The 17,149-nt window shown below is 42.2% G+C and carries 13 protein-coding genes; 1 reads left to right on the top strand and 12 read right to left on the bottom strand.

Features of this window, described 5'->3' with window-relative positions; translation table 11 throughout:
* Nucleotides 1-34: 34 nt before the first annotated feature.
* On the top strand, nt 35-3,466 hold the full coding sequence (locus tag LKD48_RS09140) for an alpha-L-rhamnosidase (protein ID WP_308731844.1): 3,432 nt from the start codon (nt 35-37) through the stop codon (nt 3,464-3,466).
* 135 nt (nt 3,467-3,601) lie between these two features.
* Here LKD48_RS09140 and LKD48_RS09145 read toward each other — a convergent pair whose 3' ends face one another.
* From LKD48_RS09145 to priA, 12 genes are read right to left on the bottom strand one after another with little or no spacing between them, the layout of a single operon-like run.
* Complete coding sequence (locus tag LKD48_RS09145; RefSeq protein ID WP_308731845.1) at nt 3,602-4,594, bottom strand: peptidylprolyl isomerase; 993 nt, start codon at nt 4,592-4,594, stop codon at nt 3,602-3,604.
* A gap of 23 nt (nt 4,595-4,617) precedes the next feature.
* Nucleotides 4,618-5,271, bottom strand: a complete 654-nt coding sequence (locus LKD48_RS09150; RefSeq protein ID WP_308731846.1) for a thiamine diphosphokinase — start codon at nt 5,269-5,271, stop codon at nt 4,618-4,620.
* Between the two features lie 39 nt (nt 5,272-5,310).
* Complete coding sequence (gene rpe / locus LKD48_RS09155; protein ID WP_066562237.1) at nt 5,311-5,979, bottom strand: ribulose-phosphate 3-epimerase; 669 nt, start codon at nt 5,977-5,979, stop codon at nt 5,311-5,313.
* Nucleotides 5,980-5,997: 18 nt separating this feature from the next.
* Nucleotides 5,998-6,885, bottom strand: a complete 888-nt coding sequence (rsgA, locus tag LKD48_RS09160) for a ribosome small subunit-dependent GTPase A (RefSeq protein WP_308731847.1) — start codon at nt 6,883-6,885, stop codon at nt 5,998-6,000.
* Nucleotides 6,886-6,908: 23 nt separating this feature from the next.
* Complete coding sequence (pknB, locus tag LKD48_RS09165; RefSeq protein ID WP_308731848.1) at nt 6,909-9,494, bottom strand: Stk1 family PASTA domain-containing Ser/Thr kinase; 2,586 nt, start codon at nt 9,492-9,494, stop codon at nt 6,909-6,911.
* A gap of 25 nt (nt 9,495-9,519) precedes the next feature.
* A complete protein-coding gene (locus LKD48_RS09170; RefSeq protein ID WP_066562244.1) occupies nt 9,520-10,245 on the bottom strand; it encodes a Stp1/IreP family PP2C-type Ser/Thr phosphatase in 726 nt (241 codons plus the stop codon).
* 14 nt (nt 10,246-10,259) lie between these two features.
* The gene (gene rlmN, locus LKD48_RS09175; RefSeq protein ID WP_227099947.1) at nt 10,260-11,297 is read right to left on the bottom strand and encodes a dual-specificity RNA methyltransferase RlmN; all 1,038 of its coding nucleotides are present in this window, start codon (nt 11,295-11,297) and stop codon (nt 10,260-10,262) included.
* Between the two features lie 16 nt (nt 11,298-11,313).
* The gene (rsmB, locus tag LKD48_RS09180; RefSeq protein ID WP_308731849.1) at nt 11,314-12,654 is read right to left on the bottom strand and encodes a 16S rRNA (cytosine(967)-C(5))-methyltransferase RsmB; all 1,341 of its coding nucleotides are present in this window, start codon (nt 12,652-12,654) and stop codon (nt 11,314-11,316) included.
* Nucleotides 12,647-13,351, bottom strand: coding sequence for a zinc metallopeptidase (locus LKD48_RS09185; RefSeq protein ID WP_066562248.1), 705 nt, complete (start codon nt 13,349-13,351; stop codon nt 12,647-12,649). Before LKD48_RS09185 ends, rsmB begins: the two co-directional genes overlap by 8 nt.
* Before the next feature lie 36 nt (nt 13,352-13,387).
* Nucleotides 13,388-14,341, bottom strand: coding sequence for a methionyl-tRNA formyltransferase (gene fmt / locus LKD48_RS09190; protein WP_227099949.1), 954 nt, complete (start codon nt 14,339-14,341; stop codon nt 13,388-13,390).
* Nucleotides 14,342-14,368: 27 nt separating this feature from the next.
* The gene (gene def, locus LKD48_RS09195) at nt 14,369-14,902 is read right to left on the bottom strand and encodes a peptide deformylase (RefSeq protein WP_066562252.1); all 534 of its coding nucleotides are present in this window, start codon (nt 14,900-14,902) and stop codon (nt 14,369-14,371) included.
* Between the two features lie 34 nt (nt 14,903-14,936).
* Nucleotides 14,937-17,147, bottom strand: coding sequence for a replication restart helicase PriA (gene priA / locus LKD48_RS09200; protein WP_308731850.1), 2,211 nt, complete (start codon nt 17,145-17,147; stop codon nt 14,937-14,939).
* Between the last annotated feature and the right edge of the window lie 2 nt (nt 17,148-17,149).

Consider the following 17,149-nt stretch of genomic DNA (forward strand, 5'->3'; position numbering starts at 1 on the left):
AAAGATAAATAAATAGCAAAAGGAGATCGACATAATGAGCACTTCTATTGTAAAATGCCGCACACAGGCACAAATTACACCGCTTGGCGTTGACTGCGAAACACCTATGTTTTCCTGGCAAATGGCTGCTTCACGAACAGGTGCTAAGCAGAGCGCTTATCGCATCATCGTTTCTAAAGATAAGACTATGACTCCCATTATCTGGGACAGTAATATTGTAAAGAGTTATATACAGCACACCGCGTTAACGGCTGACTGCACCAGACTTGAGCCTTCCACACGCTACTATTGGAAAGTCTTCGTGTGGGATGAAGAAAATATGATGCATGAAAGCGAAGTTACATGGTTTGAGACTGGGCTGATGGGAAAGGACGCTTCCGTGTGGAACAATGCACAGTGGATTGGCTCACCGAAGCAAACAACTAATACTGCCTGCCTGTACTCCTATCAGATGAACGTTGATTTTAAAACTGACATCGGTAATAAAGCTGGCATTGTACTCTCTGCCCGAAATAGGGATAACTACGTATTATTTGATGTGGACATGGATAACCGCACACTTATGATTTACGAATATTGCGATAACGCTTGGGATGGCAGCACCAAAGAAGGCCATATTCCTACTGTGACTATTCTTGGCAGCAAAGTTGGCTACATAATTAGTAAGGATGCAGTTTCTGAGGGCTTAGAGCATGATTGGAATACAATCTCCATTACAGTGGATAACCGAGATCTTTCTGTTTCTATCAATAATGTGACTGTAATTCAAAAAGAAGCTGACCTGATGCCAAATGCCGGATTTTTTGTTCCGCGCCGTGGATGTCTGTTCTCTATAGGCTTTAAGCAGTTAGGCAGTACTGCATACTATGACAATCTTGTTATTTCTGACCCGAAAACCAACACTGTTTTCCAGAATGAAAGCTTCTCAGATGAATCTGGTATTTTCTCTGTTCTTGGTTCCTGTAAGGATGGAATCTTAACTATAAAAAATCAGTTTGAACTGGCTTGCCCTGTTCCAGCTATAAATCTGCTTGGTACTTTCCATTCAAACCCATCCAAAAAGATTGCCTCTGCCCGTCTATATGCAACAGCACGCGGTTCCTACCGTGTAAAAGTAAATGGCATTGACGCCGATGGCAGCTTTTTCGCACCAGGCTTTACTGATTATCGCCTTCGCATTTTCTATCAGACATATGATGTGACAAACCTGCTGCATGAGGGCGAAAATCAGCTTTTGGCTACCGTTGGCAAGGGTTATTACAATGGTTACTGCGGTTACAGCGGTCCTATGAAATATGGCGAACAAAACTCTTTTATGGGACGCATGATCGTTACCTACACCGATGGAAGCAAGGATGAACTTGTGACCGATAATTCATGGCTTTTTACTGATAAGGGCGCTGTAGTTGACTCTGACTATCTTGATGGTGAAAATTATGATGCGCGTCTGCTTCCAAATGATCTGTCTCATATTGATAATAGTGACAAACGTTGGAAAACATGTGGCATTCTTCCATGGCCAAGCAAGCCAGTTCCTACAAATGGAACCTTTACTAATCCTGTGAAATTTGAACTTACAGCACAAGAAGGCCCGTCCGCTGTGATTGAGCGTGTGTTGACTCCTATCTCTATACAGGAAATTCCGACTGGTCATTTTGTTTACGATCTTGGTCAGAACATGGTCGGAACAGTTCGCCTTCACTTAAAGGGTGAACGTGGTCTTTCAATTAAACTTCGCTACGGAGAAATGAGCTATGCAAACGGCGAAATCTACATCAAAAATATCCGCTCCGCTGCCAATACTGACACCTATACCTTTAGCGGTGATGAAAACGGAGAAACTTTTGTTCCTTCCTTTACATCACATGGTTTTCGCTATGTGGAAATCACAGGAAATGGCTGTGAGCTTTCCGATATCAGCTGTGTAACAAGTTTAGAAGGTCTTGTTCTTTGCAACACACCAGACACAACTGGAAGCTTTGAGTGTTCCGATCCGTTAGTCAATCAGCTTCAGAGTAACATTCAATGGGGACAGCGCGGCAATTCTCTTCTTGTGTACACCGATTGCCCACAGCGAAATGAGCGTATGGGCTGGACTGGTGATGCACAGGTCTTCGCACCGACTGCTGCCTTTAACATGGATGTTCAGTCATTTATGAATAAATGGCTTCTTGATGTGCGCGACGGTCAGCTAATGTATAATCGTCAGGGCGCTGTCCCGGATACGGCACCTCTTGGCGGCGATAACCGTCCTGCCGGATGTGCCGGTTGGGCAGATGCTTCTGTAATTGTTCCTTGGGAAATGTATCTGGCCTACGGCGATACTCGTGTTCTTGAAGAAAATTATGAGTGCATGGCGCGCTGGATTGCTTACCAAAGTCTAAATTCACGCCAAAACTGCGGTCTTCGTACTGTCGATGGTGTACAAAGACATGATCAGTCAGATCTTTCTTCTAATCCATTTATTCAGGTTCAGCAAAGCCGAGGCGATCATCTGACATTTGATGAATCTACTCCATTTATCCTGACAGCAACTGCTTATGCCGCTTATGTTGCTGACCTGATGGCTCGCATTGCACGAATTTTAGGAAAAACAGATGATGCCGCCCTTTATCAAAAACGTTTCGAGGATATTCGCACTGCCTTTCGTGAGGCTTGGGTTCAGCCAGACGGTTCTTTAGCTTACTGGGGTGAGATGAGCAAAGGCACACCGCAGGCAGATGGTACTATTATCAATCAGACACGCTATTGTGAGAATGCAGGAAGCACCCATCATCCAAGCCAAACAGCCTATGCACTTGCGATTGATTTTAATCTCATACCTGAAGAAACAATGGCTCAGACAACCAATTATTTTGTCGAGTCGATCCATAGAAGAGACAATCATCTTTCTGTTGGTTTCCTTGGAATCAGTCACCTGCTTCCTGCACTGACAAAATGTGGACAGAATGAGCTTGCTTTTACGCTCTTAGAGCAAAAAGGTAATCCAGGATGGCTTTACAGCGTTATAAATGGTGCAACTACTATCTGGGAGCGTTGGAACTCTTACATTGCAGAAACAGGCACATTTGGTGACGTTTCAATGAATTCGTTCAACCACTATGCATATGGTTCAATTGGACAATGGCTCTACCGCACCGTTCTCGGTATTCAGACAGGAGAAGAAAAAGACGAGGCTGGCTATCATCGAATTTTCTTGACACCTTCCTGGGGTGGCGCTCTGAGCTTTGCAAAAGGTGAACAAGAGACACCGTTTGGAAAAATTACTTCCTCCTGGGAAAAGAAAGAGAACTCGATTGTGTATCACTGCACGATACCAGCAAATACAACTGCCCATTTATCACTTCCAGCTATTGGTCACAATAGTGTACAAATCCTCGAAGGTGCTGCAATAGCAGATACTGCTGTATCTGGTGTGGCTGACTTCGAGCTTGTAAGCGGAAGCTATACTTTTAAAATTTGTTAACTATTCATAGTAAGCAAAATGCATTCTGAAAATGTGGCTCTGAGTAGTTTCGAAATTTACTAAAAGGCGAGCATCATGTGTGCCTGACACGCATGTATGCTCGCCTTTTTGTTATTGAAAAAAATAATTTTATTGTCAATTACTATTGGTACAAAAATACCTATCATACGTCTCATACAGATCATCTGATGTAAAAGCTGTTGTCTGATAGAAATGCAGATTTTCCCAGATCTCCTCTGAAATACCAACAGTATGTTCCTTTGCATATGACGTAAAACTTTGTGACCATGTTGCATAGCGAAGCTTTCCGAATACCTGACTTTCATTTTCAGAACTAAGTACCTCGTCAAAATCATCCACACAGCGAATCAAATAATAATTCTGCTCTGTCTGAATAATATCGCTGACTTCACCATCACTCATGTAGATAGCTGTTTCCTCCAAAATTGGATTTAGCGTTCCGCGGCTTACCTGATATTCAATCTGCGAAAATCGACTTACTTCTTTTGCAACACTCTCAAAATCTTCGCCTGATGAAATGCGCTCCTTCGCCTGTTCAATTTCCTTGTATGATGGTGCTGCGATCAACTGAAGTATCATAACACGCTTATCATTATCACTAACTTCTGTGTTTATGCCTGAGCAAAGCTCATCAATTGTCTTCTGTGCAATGCGATACTTTTCATACAAAGATGCTGCTTTTGACTCGTCTGACTGTACGTAACTTTTCTCCTCATCAGACAGGCTGCCATAATAATCGGCTGCTGCAGCCTGACAGACACTGCGTTCCTCATCTGTAAGTGTTACACCAAGCCCTGATGCCATATCGTTTAAAAGCACTAACGTGCACAGTTCTTCTTTTATTCTGCCATCACGCAGATAATCGGAAAAATCAATCTCTCCTGCTTTTTCCTTCCAAAAATCGGTTTCTCCCAGATTTTCATAATAAAGATTATAACGTGTTTGAAAATCCAGAAAGACCAGACTGCACTCTTCTAAGCTCAGTCTGGTTTTTGTTCCGCTAAAAAGAATATGATCATTTAAAGATGTAGAAAGTACAACGTCTCTGCATCCACTAAAGCAAAGCCCTGCCAGACATGCTGTCAAACCTATTATTTGTTTTCTCAATGCTGATACCTCTTTTTCATCAATCATCTTAGATCACGTGAACGAATACAGTAAAGCAGCCCATTCGTAAATGAAACCGCTGCCTTCTCATCACATATCTCATTGCTTATACAGCGTGTACTTCCCTTTTTCAAGGTGAAATTTTCAACATTATAAACAAATCCCTTTAATGTAATGCCTTGTGTCTGATCTGTGTAGGATAAAAATGATACATACTTCCAATCAGCCATTTTTTCAAGCAAAATAGGGCCATCTAGCAGCCTGATTCGATTTTGCTGATCAACTATTTCACATTCAATGCCTTTTGTAAGGGGAATATGAAGAAGTTCCAGATTGCCGAGCATATGATCCATACGGCCTCCTGTTGCACCAAGAATCCAAATCTTATCTGGTTTTTGATCTACTGCAAACTGCACAGCAAGCTCTGCATCTGTCTCATCCTTTTCAGGTGGAAAGGAGAGTAACTTTGTATTTTGATCCTCCTCAAAATGACAAAGCACATCTTTTGAAACTGTGTCAAAATCCCCCATTCCACAATTGCATGGAATACCTGCTGCCAAAACTTTTTCAAGTGCTCCATCTGCAGCCACCACAAAATGTGGCTGCATTTTTTCATAGCACTCCTTTAAAAACAAAGCATCTAATGTTCCGCCCAATACAAGCAATAAGTTCTTCATTCTCTGCATACCTGTCCTGCTTTTATTTGTGCCTATACATCATACCTTCTCTGAATGGTTCATTGCCTCCAGAAGATCGTGTACATTTTGTCCAATATTGCCTTTAAACACACTGCTTCCGCTGACAAGAATATCGCTTCCTGCATCTGCTGCTTCCAGAGCAGTTTCAAGACAAATTCCACCATCCACTTCAATTAAAACAGAATCAAATCCATTCTCATTTAAATACTTGTGCAGTGTCTCCACCTTTTTCGTTACTGAATGGATATATTTCTGTCCTCCAAATCCAGGCTGTACTGTCATGGCAAGCACCATATCTGTCAGATGAAGATATGGATAGACCTCCTCAATCGGGGTATGTGGGTTAACTGCAAGTCCTGCCTTACAGCCACACTCACGAATCCACCTTAAAGTAGCCTCAACATCCTCACATGCTTCCAGATGAATCGTGATCATATCACTTCCAGATTCTGCAAACTCTTTGATATAACGGATCGGCTCCTGGATCATCAAATGGACGTCAAATACACCTGAAAATGCCTTTCTTAGTGTTTTGACAATCGGAAATCCAAATGAGATGCTAGGTACAAAATTACCATCCATCACATCAATGTGAAGCCATTTCACGTCTGCCTCTTTTAATTCCTGAAGTTGTTTTTCTAAACACGAAAAATCTGCTGATAGTAAAGATACTGCCAAATCTGCCATGTGTTACTTTCCTTTCCTTTATTTATATCGTCTTACTGCATTTAATTCTTTATAAAAAGCTGTATAGCTTTCATAACGATTTTGACTGATTTTTCCATTTTGGACTGCTTCCTTTATGCCGCACGACGGCTCTGAAATATGAGAACATCCTGTAAAGCGGCATTTACCAAGATAAGGTGAAAACTCTGGAAAAAGCAGCTCGAGTTCTTCCTTTTCAAGAGAGAGCACATCTAATGAGCTAAATCCAGGTGTATCAAATAAAAATGTCTGATGACCCAGATAAAAAATCTCTGAATGCCTTGTCGTATGCTTTCCTCTTTTTATTTTCTCACTGACTTCGCCAGTATCCATCCCTGCTTCCGGACAAAAATGATTTACCAGCGTTGATTTTCCAACACCACTAGGGCCTGCAAAGGCTGTCACCTTCCCTGAAAGAAGATGAAACAGTTTTTTATGTCCTTCTCCTTCAAAATCATGATAGTCAGTAAAGCAAACAGGATAACCAGCCGGCTCATATATCATTTGAACCTCTTTTTTAAATTCTTCTGTCGCCAAATCAGCCTTTGTAAAACAAAGAATAACCGGTACATTTCGCTTTTCCATTAAAACAAGAAAACGATCCAGCAAATTAAAATTTGGTTCTGGCTCACGGCATGCAAATACGATCACTGCCTGATCTATATTTGCTACCGCTGGACGAAACAACTCGCTTCTTCGAGGAAGAAGCTCTGTAATGGAGCCTTTCTTTTCTTCCTCATCAAGCACCTCAATTGTCACTTCATCACCCACCAGAGGTTTTTTATGGTCTTTTCTGAAAATTCCTTTCGCCTTGCACTCGTACTGCAATTCATTCTCTGCCTGTACATAGTAAAATCCGGCAATTCCTTTGATGATTTTTCCCTGCATCCTGTAATTCCTTTACAATTATTTCAGCTTACAGCGCCTGCTGTGTCTGCCTGAGGCGCTGCTGCATCAGTACTCGGTGCCGGATCTGGGCTTGGTGCCGGCGCCGGATCTGTACTTGGTGCTGGTGCTGGATCTGTACTTGGTGCTGGTGCTGGATCTGTACTTGGTGCTGGTGCTGGATCTGTACTTGGTGCCGGCGCCGGATCTGTACTTGGCGCTGTTGCTGCCGGACCTGTACTGATAAAGACAATTACAGTATCTCCTGCATGTAAGGATCCATCTGCACTAGTCGCAGCCCATCTTGTTACGCTTCCAACTGCCACATAATCACTTGACTCGTACTGAATCTGTGCACCAAGTGACATACCTGCAAGTGTAGATGTTGCCTGCTCCTGCGTCATATTTGTCAAATCATTAGCTCCTAAGCCTACTGTCGGCGGTCCAACACTAACTACAAGCTTTACAGTTGAATACTCTGGTACAGAAGTTCCGCCCTCTGGTACCTGACTAATTACAGTACCTGCTGGAACAGATGTGCTTTCTGCGTATTCAATTGAATAATAAAGATTTGCAGAACCTATTGCAGAATATGCGTATCCTTCTGCTGAATTACCGACAACACCTGGCACAACTGCCATCTTCGGTCCAAGACTTATAGAAAATGCAATCTCAGTTCCACTCTTTTGACTGGTACCTGGATCAAGACTCTGACCGCATACCTGACCTGCCTCGGTATTGTCACTGTTAACTTCACTAATCGTTCCTACACTAAAGCCCGCCTGCTCAATTTTGGCGATTGCCTGCTGTTTTGTCATACCATAAAGATTCGGAACATCAATATATTCAGGTCCTAAACTAATGTAAACCTTTAAAGAATCTCCCGCCTGAAGATATCCTTTATCTGGCTCCATGCGAAGCACCATATCTTTTGCATATTCCTCACTGTATTCGCCAACATACTCTACATCAATATCCTTAAAGCTCCTCAAATAATACTTTAGAATACTAACATTTCCATTGACATACAGTTTACCGTTAATCTCAAACTTATCACTTCCAAGGCTCAAATACACCTTTATGGTACTTCCCTTATCAACAACTGTACCCTTGTCATACTGCTGACGGCACACAAGACCAGTCGCATACTCGTCAGAATACTCATACGTTCTTGCCAAAACAATCTTAAGACCAGCTTCCTTTAATGCCTTTGTTGCTTCTGTAATACTCATACCAAGAAGCTCTGGCACCTTTGTTCTACCATCTGCATTCTGTCCCGATTCATCCTCATATGTTGAGATGATTGGATCATTAGCTGCAGCTGTCGTTTTTTTGTTTGATGATATACTCGTTGGTGTACGCTGAAAGGCACCGGAAAGAGAACCTACAATATACACAAGCATAGCAAGCATGGCAACACCAAGCACAGAGCCAATTGCTGCCAGTATCTTATCAAATGCTGTTGCCTCATCTGGATCTCTCTTTACTTTTTTAGCACGAGAATGCTTTTCTCTTTTATAAGCTTCACTTGAAAAATTGTCGTCCTGATTTCCCGGACCATATGTCTCAAAATCAATCTGCTCGTGACGGCGCTGCTGAGCTGCTGCACTCTCTCTGGCAGGTGAGCGCTTAATTTGCTGACTCTTTAAGCTTCTTTCCTGATATGCTGTATTCTCATGCTGACCGCGGTCTGAACGATTGCGTATATCACGCATCTGTTCATCGCTCATAACAGTAGTCTCTCCATTTGCAGTCTCCTCAAGCTGAACAAAATGAACAAAACGCTCATTTGGTGCAACAAGTGCGTGGCGAAGATCCTTTATGAGATCTGCGCAGCTTGAATAACGCTGGTTAGGACGCTTTTGTGTACACTTGAAAATAATCTGTTCAAGGGCAACAGGAACACTTGGCTCAATGTTGCTTGGCGGCACCATTGCCTCATTGATATGCGCTATTGCTACTGCTACTGTCGTATCACCGTCAAACGGGACACGGCCAGTCACCATCTCATATATCGTAATTCCAAGTGAATAAATATCACTTCTCTCATCACAGTAGCCGCCTCTTGCCTGCTCCGGTGAAATATAATGCACAGAGCCTGCTGCACCGTAAAGGTTTGTTGTCTCATCTGTGATCGCTCTTGCAATTCCAAAATCAGCAACCTTAATACGGCCATCCTTTGATATAATAATATTCTGTGGCTTGATATCACGGTGCACAATATGACGTTTATGTGCAGCCTCAAGACCCTGAGCTACCTGAATGGCAATTCCGATAGACTCTTTTGTTCCTAATTTTCTCTTTCGTGTAATATATTCCTTAAGCGTAATACCATCAATAAGTTCCATTACAATGTAGTGAACATTGTCTTCTTCACCGACATCATAAACTCCAACCACATTGTTATGTGAAAGGCCGGCTGCTGCCTGTGCCTCCATCCGAAACTTTGCTACAAAGCTCTTATCCTTACAGAACTCTTCTTTTAATATCTTAATTGCTACCAGACGGCTTAGCTTTCTGTCTCTTGCCTTATATACATATGCCATGCCGCCGGAACCAATTTGCTCAAGGATTTCATATCTGCTGCTCAGAATTGTTCCTGTTCGTATCATCTTATCCTCCATAACCCTTTGGATATTACTCCACTGATGCCAAAATAACAGAGATATTATCCTGACCTCCGTTTTCATTGGCCTGTTCAATCAGAACATTTGTCTTTTCTTCCAGTGAGGCTGCGCCCTTTGCAATCTCAAAAATTGCATCATCGCCGACCATGTTGGTCAAGCCATCCGAGCACAGCAAAAGTAGATCTCCCGGTACAACAGGTTCCTCAAAAATATCTGCTGCGGTATAATCATGAGAACCGAGTGCTCTCGTAATTATATTTTTCTTGCTCTGGTACTCCTCCGAATCTCTTGTAATCAAACCTTTGCGGTACATTTCCTCCACATAAGAATGATCTTTTGTGATCTGGCGGATTGTATCCGAAATCAGATACAATCTGCTGTCGCCTACCTGAAAAACATGAAGCTTACTTGCCTCATCCACAAATGCAAGCGTCAGCGTCGTTCCCATTCCTCTGTATTCTTCATAATCCTGTGACTTTTCATAGATTCTGCGGTTCACCACGCGAATCGCATCGCTCACAATAAGAAGCGGATTCTCATAAACGGATTCGCTGATGCATTCCACCAATTTCTCTACTGCATAGCGGGACGCAAAATCTCCTGCTTTATGACCGCCCATACCGTCGGCCACAATCAGAAGATTTGGTAGCTTCCCCACCGGTTTATCGGATGCAAAAACAGAATCCTGATTCTGGGAACGCATCCTTCCTATATCACTTTTACAACTAATCTGCATTCCAAAAACTCCTTTTATGTATGTTGTTCAAGATAGCTTTTTCGGAGTTGTCCGCATGCGCCGTCAATGTCACGGCCCATTTCTCTTCTAATAGTAACATGTATTGCACTTTTTTCAAGCAATTTTTTAAATTTCTCTATCTGAACCTGTCCAGACTGAACATAATTTCTTTCTTTAATCGGATTCACCGGAATCAGATTGACATGACAAGGAAAGCCGTTCAAAAGTGCTGCAAGCTGTCTTGCCTCATCTTCATTGTCATTGACACCAGCTACCAGGCTGTATTCAAACGTAACGCGACGTCCTGTAACCTCAAAATACTTTTTGCAGGCTGCCAGCACATCTTGAATATGATACTTGTTTGCAATCGGCATCAATTCCTTTCGCACCGTATCATTTGGTGCATGAAGCGAAAGTGCTAATGTCACCTGACTGTGCCGCGCTGTAAGCTGCTCAATTCCAGGAATTAAACCACAAGTCGAAATAGTTAAATTTCGCTGACTAATATTTAATCCTTCCTCGCATGAGATCAAATCTAGAAAGCGAAATACATTCTCTGTATTATCAAATGGTTCTCCAGATCCCATCAAAACAACATTAGAAATACGCTCTCCAATATCCTTTTGAATCCTGTAGATCTGCTCTAGCATCTCACTTGGACGAAGGCTTCTGACCAATCCATCAAGTGTAGAAGCACAAAAACGACAGCCCATACGGCAGCCGACTTGTGTGGAAATGCAGACGGAATTTCCAAAACGATAGCGCATCAAAACGCTTTCTATCACATTTCCATCTTGGAGACGAAACAGATATTTTCTTGTTCCGTCTATTGAGGAGATCCGCACATCAACAGGCGTTAATACAACAAAATCAGCCTGCTCCTTCAATTTGCTTTTCAATGCGCCGGAAAGGTTGGTCATCTCATCAAAGGAAGAAACAAGATTCTTATGCATCCAGTTATAAAGCTGTTTTGCCCGAAACCCCTTCTCTCCCAGAGCACTCATCCATGTTGTCAGTTCCGGCAATGTCATAGATTTAATATCTTCTTTCATTTCGTTCTCCTGAATATTATTTTCTGCGAAGCCGTGCAACAAAGAAGCCATCACACTGATTTTGTCCTGGAAGCAGCTTAAGCATGCCGCTTGATGGATCATTGCCCTCGATTTCTTCCTTAATAAAAGGAGCCAGACTTTCAAGTTCAAATGGCATCTGTGTTAAAAGATAACGAACATTTTCCTCATTTTCTTCTGGATTTATTGTGCATGTGCTGTAAACTAAAACACCACCCGGCTTTACAAGCTTAGCTGCATTAACAAGAATCTCTCGCTGTAAGCTTACAAGCTCAGTCAGACGTTCTTGTGTCAGCTGATACTTAATGTCCGGTTTTCTTGATAAAATACCAAGACCAGAGCATGGCACATCAGCCAGTACATAATCTGCTGTATCTTTTCTTTCCTCATCAGGCACACATGCATCCCACTGCTCAATCTGCATATTATCGGCATGACAGCGCACTCTGTTTTCTTCAATCAGTTCCAATTTTTCCCATGAAATATCACGGCTTAACACCTTCGTCGTGCCGCCTTTCGCCTTTGCAAGATGAATGCTTTTTCCTCCCGGTGCTGCGCACATATCAATACAAAAACTATTTTCTTGTGGTGCGACACATTGAGCTGCCAGTGCTGAGCTTATATCCTGAATCTGAATAAGACCATCCTGAAATACATTTGTACGGCGAATATCACCTGCGTCTATTAGTTCAAGACAATCGTCTGCATAAGGTGCTTTCTTTACAGAAATGCCTTCTTTCTCTAAAGACGAAACTATTTCTTCTATGCTGTATCTTCCTGTATGACAATGCACATACATTGGATGGCCGCTCTGAGAAACAGCAGCTTCAAGATATGCTACTACCTTCTCTTTTGGATACCAGCTAAGCAGCTTATCATAAAGCCACTGCGGAACAGAATAATAGACAGATGGCTGATCGCTCCAGCCAAGTGTTGGAATGAGTACTGCCATCTTTCGCGTAACAGCATTGACAAATCCTTTTAATGACCAAAAACCTTTCTTTGCTGCAAGCTTGACAGCCTCACTGCAAACTGCATGCTCCGGAACATCCATATATTTCAGCTGATAAGCAGCCATTCTTAAAATGTTTCGAACAACTGGCTTTTGCTTAGAAGCCTTTACGGATGCTGCCTTGTCAATTATTGCATCTAGCTCAATTTTTCGCTCTACACAGCCTCGTGAAAGACGCGCGATAAAAGAACGATCCTTTTGAGGCAGATAACTATATTTATCAAGTGCCTGGCGAATCACGATATGAGAGAATTGATTCTTTTCTAACACCTCAATTAAAATTGCCAGCACAATCTCTCTCTCATTTTCTTTTTTTGTCTCAGTCATCTCTGCGTCTTCCTCCTGTTAAAATCAAAAGACGAAGCAGCTGTAAAATAGATGCTGCTGCACTAGCTACATACGTCAATGCTGCTGCTTTTAACACACGTGCCGTCTGTCCAACTTCGTCACCAATCAGTATATGCTCTTGATCAAGTAAGCGCACTGCACGTCTGGAGGCATTGATTTCTACAGGAAGCGTTACAAGCTGAAACAATACAACTAAACTAAATAACAACAGTCCGGCATTTAAAAATAGACTGCCTGTGGAACTGTTAATAAAAAGACCAATTACAATTAACGGCCATGACAAATAAGAACCAAAATTTACAACTGGAACGAGTGCGCTTCGAATAGAAAGCGGCACATAGCCTTTCGCATGCTGCATTGCATGACCACACTCATGAGCTGCAACACCAATAGCAGCTACAGTTGTTGCATTGTATACTGCATCTGAAAGACTAAGCGTTTTGTTTCGCGGATCATAATGATCTGTCAAACTGCCTGATATGTGCTGAATCTGCACATCATAAATGCCCTGTGAGTGTAAAAGCTTTTGTGCAGCCTGCGCACCTGTCAGACCACTTCTTGCATAGACAGATGAATAACGATTAAATGTTCTGTTTACTAATGCTGATGCACCTACTGAAAGCAGTGCACCAATTAAAACAAGTATATAAGTAGGATCCCAGTAATAATATGGCATACACTTCACCTCCGTGATGTTATATTTTTATGCCTTTCACACCTGTGTAAATAACTCTCCCTGTGCAATTGGATAACCTCTCAGGTAAGCATCAACTGTCATGTTCTTTTTTCCCTCCGGCTGAAGCATACGAAGTGACAATGCACCATTACCAGCCTTAACAATCAGCTGATCTTTTTCACTGACAATAACAGTTCCTGGCGTAGCTGCCGCCTGACTTTCTGTAAGCGTTTCCTGACAAACTACATCACAATCCCAAATCTTAACTGTTTTTCCATGTATCTTTGTAAAGGTACCTGGCCATGAATTTAAGCCTCGAACTAATCGCTCAATACGATCAGCATCCATTGTCCAGTCAATATTTCCCATTGTTTTTTCAAGCTTAGGTGCATATGTGCTTTCTTCCTCGCACTGCGGAATACGAACTGCACTTCCATCCTCTAACTGATCAATTGTCTTCAAAAGAAGCGGACCGCCCATCATGCTAAGCTTATCGTGCAGGCTGTCTCCTGTCTCCTTAGGATCAAGTGTGACTGTGTCCTTAAGCAGCATATCACCCTTATCGATCTCACGACACATATACATTGTCGTAACACCGCTTTCCTTTTCGCCATTTATAACAGCCCACTGAATCGGACCTGCACCGCGATACTTTGGAAGCAGAGATGCATGCACATTGATACAGCCATACTTTGGCATTTCACGAATCTTCTTTGTAACAAACTGGCCAAATGCGACAACTACAATTAACTCTGGCTCATAGGCACGAAGCTCATCTATAACTTCTGGCACACTCACATTTACTGGCTGCATCACAGGAATATTATGTGCAAGTGCACACTCCTTTACCGGTGAAAACTGCATATTTTTTCCTCTGCCCTTTGGTCTGTCTGGCTGTGTGACAACCGCAACAACCTCATGTCTGCTATTAATAAGACTTTGTAATACCGGAACTGCAAAATCTGGTGTTCCCATAAAAATAATTCTCAAACCAACCACTCCTTTGTCTTGATTTTCTTATTTGTGAATTTCTTCTTCAGTAAATTCCTCATAAGCATCCTCGTACAGTTCTTCTTCCTCATCCTCCGGCAAATCTTCATTATTGATCAGACCGCCCTCTGCCTTATCACTGTACAAAATACCATCAAGATGATCGCACTCATGACAAATGCATCTTGCCAGAAGACCTTCGCCCTCTAAGACGTATTCCTCTCCGCGCTCATTTAATGCCTTTACCTTTACATAATCAGGTCTTGTTACAATACCGCTCTTTCCCGGAATGCTAAGACATCCCTCATAGCCTGTCTGCTCACCGCTAACCTCTAAAATTTGTGGATTGATCAATACATGCTGATTGTCATCGGTATCCATAACAACAATGCGCTTTAATACACCGATCTGCGGAGCTGCCAAGCCTACACCGCCGCTCTCATACATTGTATCAAACATATCCTCGATTAAAATTCTTGTTCTTAAACTTACAGACTTTACTGGCTTGCACACCTTGCGAAGACACTCATCGCCCTCTGTTCTAACTGTTCTGATTCCCATATTGTACTCCTCTCTCATATCACAATAAAACGTATCAGCAGACAGTTACAAAAATAGATACTTTTTGTACAGCTGCCTGTTCTGTTATCTCTTGAATAAGCTCCATAGCCTCTAAATACGCTTTATGATCGTTACTTCTTATATAAAGATGCTTTCTCCACATATCCTTGAGCCTTGCAATTGGTGCATCTGAAGGCCCAATTATTTTAATTATATCACAAAATCTTTTATTTATCAACAACTGTACCTGCCAAATCCACTGATTGGCCAGTTTCTCATCTGCAGAAACAGCCATTACCTCGCACATCAAGCCGATTGGCGGATACTGCATCCGCCTTCTAAAACGAATTTCCTGATGATAAAATGATTCATAATCCTGATTAGCTGCTGTCTGAATGCTATAATTTTCTGGATCATATGTCTGAATTATTACATTTCCAGGCTCCATTCCACGCCCTGCACGTCCCGCTGCCTGCGTTAAAAGCTGGAATGTACGCTCGCTGCTTCGAAAATCACAATTATATAGTGACATATCAGCTGCCAAAATCCCAACCAACGTAACACCTGGAAAATCATGGCCTTTGACAATCATCTGTGTGCCGACTAAAATATCAGCCTCTCTTCTTCTAAATGAATCAAGAATCTGCTCATGACCATCCTTCTTAGAAGTCGTATCCATATCCATACGAAGCACTCGTGCAGATGGAAATTGAGCCTTAATCATCATCTCTGCCTTCTGTGTACCAAGACCAAAGCCTGCCAGATATGGTGAACCACACAAAGGACAGCTACGCGGCATCGCTTTTGTATAACCACAATAATGGCAAACAAGCTTATCTCCTAGATGCTCTGTTAATGCAACATCACAATGCGGACATTCAATTGGTTTTCCGCATGAACGACAGCTGACTACACGAGAAAAACCTCTGCGATTTATAAACAGCATCATCTGCTGTTTCTTTGCCAGGCATTCCTCCATTTTTTCACGAAGCTCTCTTGAAAAAACAGAACGGTTTCCTGACGCAAGCTCTTTTCGCATGTCCACAACCTGCACATTTGGCAGGCAGCTTCCTAATACAGCACGTTTTGTCAGACAAAACTTGCGATACTCACCTGATTCAGCTCTTGAAAATGATTCAATTGAAGGCGTCGCTGACCCAAGAAGAAGAAGAGAATTTGTTAGCTGTGCCAACTTGTCTGCTGTCTCTCTTGTGTGATAGCGAGGAATCTGCTCACTGTTATAAGCACCTTCCTGTTCTTCATCTACAATAATAAGACCCAGATTTGAAAATGGTGTGAACAACGCTGATCGCGGTCCAACCATAATTGAAATTTCTCCATTTCTTGCCCTCTCTAACTGATCACTTCGCTCTCCGTCTGAAAGTCTTGAGTTGATCATAGAAACCTGTTCACCAAAACGGCTATAGAAATTTAAAATCACCTGATATGTCAGCGAAATCTCTGGAATCAGAACAATTACCTGCTTATTCTGATGAATCATCCACTCAATCAGATGCATATACACTTCTGTTTTTCCGCTTCCCGTTATGCCATAAAGTAAGGCCGGTGTGCGCACTCCGGCCTGATAGGAAGAAATCAGCTTATCTACTATAGCTTGCTGTTCTTCATTTAACTGTTTTTTTTCTAAGCTGGCAGATTCTTTTGGCAGCACGCTTCGGTAAAAACGCTTTGTCTCAATCTGAATCAGTTTTTCTTCTTCAAGAGCTTTAATTGCATCTGATGCAATTTTTAGCTGCTGTCTGGCAAAAGCAGATGAAATATAGTCTCTGCAAAGAAGAGCCTCCATCAGACGCACGCGTCCCTTCCAGTTCTTTTTCCTTGCAAGATCAAGATAGCTAAGAAAACGTTTTTCGTCTGATGTGCGCACAAGAAAGCTTACCTGCTTCGGACGTACATTTTTTCTGGCAGGCATAACAACGCGAAGTGACTGAATCAAATTTCCGCCATACTCCCGATACATCCAAACGGCAAGTGCAATTCTTGTCTTATCTGATGAATTATCATCTGAAATAATTTCTGTAAGTTCCTTAATCCTATCAGGATCAATATTAGCTTTCGTACCTAATTTTAAAACAAAGCCTTTTTTTTGCGTATTCCTTCGTCCAAATGGGACAAGTACCCACATTCCAGGCTGAACCTGCCCCACAAGACTTTCTGGAATGCGGTACTGAAACGGCCTGTCAAGCGACTCGTGTGAAATATCAATTACTATGTCTGCGTACACCA

This window comes from Anthropogastromicrobium aceti (genome assembly GCF_020687335.1).
Taxonomy (GTDB): domain Bacteria; phylum Bacillota; class Clostridia; order Lachnospirales; family Lachnospiraceae; genus Anthropogastromicrobium; species Anthropogastromicrobium aceti.